We start from the raw sequence: 2,293 nt of genomic DNA on the forward strand, positions 1-2,293 counted from the left end.
ATTCGACGCCGATGGCGCGGCCCTTCTCGACGACGATGCGCGTCACCAGCACATCGGTTCGGACGGTCAGGTTCTTGCGGGCGCGGATCGGCTTCAAATAGGCGACTGAAGCGGACGAGCGCCGGGCATCCTTCTGGGTCAGCTGGTAGTAGCCGACGCCTTCTTGGGCAGCGCCGTTGAAGTCCGGGTTGAAGGGGATGCCCATCTCCTGGCCGGCACGGAAATAGGCTTCGCAGATCGGCAGCGGCGCAATCGGGTTCGAGACGCCGAGCGGCCCCTGGTCGCCGTGAAAATCGTTGGCGTAGCGCTGGTTGTTCTCAGCGCGTTTGAAATAGGGCAACACATCGCGATAGCCCCAGCCGGCGAGGCCCTCTTCCTTCTCCCAGGCGTCGTAATCGCGGGCGTTGCCGCGCGTGTAGATCTGGGCGTTGATGGACGAGCCGCCGCCGACCACCTTGGCCTGCGTGTACCAGAAGACGCGGTCCTTCATGTTTCTCTGCGGCACGGTCGACCAGCCCCAGGAGGCGATCCCCTTCGTCATCTTGGCGAAGCCCGCCGGCATGTGGATATAGGGATGCCAGTCCTTGCCGCCAGCTTCGAGCAGCAAGACCGAGTTGCCCGGATCCTCGCTCAGCCGGTTGGCCAGAACGCAGCCGGCCGGCCCGGCGCCCACGATGATGTAGTCGGTCATGAAACCATCCATTTACAGTCGCGCCACGGAGAGCGCACCGTCGACATTGATGATCGAGCCGGTCGAAAAGCCGAGCTTGCCACCGGCGAGCGTTGCCACCACCGCACCGATATCCGATGCTTCGCCCCAGCGCTTTGCCGGCACCAGACCACCGTCGATGAGGGCGTCGTATTTGGCGGTCACGCCTGAGGTCATGTCGGTGCGGATGATGCCGGGCCGCACCTCGAACACGCCTATGTTTTCGGGAGCCAACCGCAGCGCCAGGTTCTTCACCCACATCGAAAGTGCGGCTTTCGAGATGCAGTAGTCCGGCCGCTCCGGCGATGCCATTTCGGCGCTGACCGAGGTGATGGTGATGATTGATTTCGGGGGATCGCCTGGCGCGGCGAGCATCGCCTTGGCCACGGCCTGGCTGAGGAACACAGTGCCGCGCAGATTGATGCCGAGCGTGCGGTCGAAATTCTCCGGCTTGAGGTCCAAGAGGTCACCGCGCACCACGGCGCCGACGCCGGCATTGTTGACCAGGCAATCGATACGGTCGAAGGCGCGCATCGCGGCATCGACAAGTGCGGTGTGGCTGGCGAGATCGGCGATGTCGCACTGGATGTAGGCAAATTTCGCGCCACGCTTGGTGATGTCGGCGGCAAGTCCGTCAGCGGCTGTTTCGGCAAGGTCGGCGACCAGAATATCGTAGCCGCCATCCGCCAGCGCCTGGGCACAGGCAAGGCCAATGCCCCGCGCGCCGCCGGTGACGATGGCGGAGGGGCGGGTCATTGGAAGCTAGCCTTGCGGATGTCAGCGCCGCCCCTCATCGCCCTGCCGGAGCGTTCGTCGTTCGAAAAGCCAAGCAGTTGGCTTTTCGTCCGCTGCGCGGACCACTCCTCAACCCCCCGTATAGTGACGGGGAGAAGGACGCTCGCGCCGCCGTTCTCGCCAATCGCCAAAGGATCGCCGAGGTTGCGACCAGCTTTCTTCTCCCCGTTTACGGGGAGAAGGTGCCGGCAGGCGGATGAGGGGCGGCGCAAACCGATCATGCCGTAAGCTCCACCTTGCGGATGTGATCGGCAACGCGCATTGCCTGGGCGGCGATCGACAGCGCCGGGTTCACGGCGGCCGAATTGGGCAAGAAGCTTCCGTCGACGACGAAGAGGTTCCGGTGGTCGAAGGAGCGGCAGTAAGGGTCGAGCGCCGCCGTCGCCGGATCGTCGCCCATCTTTATCGTGCCGCATTGGTGCGACGGCGTGCGCTTGTCGAAGGGGCGCGACAGAACGATGGGATAACCGCAGGCGCGGAAATTTTCGCGCATCACCTTGGTCAGCCCGTCGAGCGACCGCATGTTGGAGCGCCGCCATTGCATGACGATGTCCTTGCCGTCGACCATGATGCGGCTTTCCGGATCGGGCAGATCCTCGCACATCAGGTACCAGTCGACGGCGTGGCCGGCCATGAAATCGAGCGCGAATCCCGGCGTGTATTTGACATTGGCCCGCAGCATGTTGCCGTCGATCTTGCCGAGCAACTGGACGTTCCCCAGCGGCTTGCCGCCCTTGCCGTCGGACAGGTAATAGTCGTTCAGCATCAAGGTCTTCTGGTAGACGGCAT

At 63.8% G+C, this 2,293-nt stretch carries 4 protein-coding genes; all 4 read right to left on the minus strand.

Annotated elements, in window-relative coordinates; genetic code table 11:
- Window positions 1-691 (minus strand): GMC family oxidoreductase N-terminal domain-containing protein (locus EN893_RS29750; RefSeq protein WP_164901225.1); only part of this gene is annotated, 691 nt, incomplete at its 3' end.
- Between the two features lie 12 nt (window positions 692-703).
- Entirely contained in the window at window positions 704-1,465 is a 762-nt protein-coding gene (locus tag EN893_RS29755; RefSeq protein ID WP_127269732.1) for a 3-ketoacyl-ACP reductase, read from the minus strand.
- Complete coding sequence (locus EN893_RS29760) at window positions 1,462-1,725, minus strand: hypothetical protein (RefSeq protein WP_127269730.1); 264 nt, start codon at window positions 1,723-1,725, stop codon at window positions 1,462-1,464. The genes EN893_RS29755 and EN893_RS29760 overlap by 4 nt, the downstream gene beginning before the upstream one ends.
- On the minus strand, window positions 1,722-2,293 hold a 572-nt coding region (locus EN893_RS29765), incomplete at its 5' end, for a GMC family oxidoreductase (protein ID WP_164901226.1). The genes EN893_RS29760 and EN893_RS29765, both read right to left, overlap by 4 nt.

The organism is Mesorhizobium sp. M7A.F.Ca.CA.004.04.2.1, assembly GCF_004022825.1.
Taxonomy (GTDB): domain Bacteria; phylum Pseudomonadota; class Alphaproteobacteria; order Rhizobiales; family Rhizobiaceae; genus Mesorhizobium.

Coding starts and splice junctions, on each gene's coding strand:
- EN893_RS29755 (WP_127269732.1), bottom strand. CDS start 1,465: ATGACCCGCCCCTCCGCCATCGTCACCGGCGGCGCGCGGGGCATTGGC.
- EN893_RS29760 (WP_127269730.1), bottom strand. CDS start 1,725: ATGATCGGTTTGCGCCGCCCCTCATCCGCCTGCCGGCACCTTCTCCCC.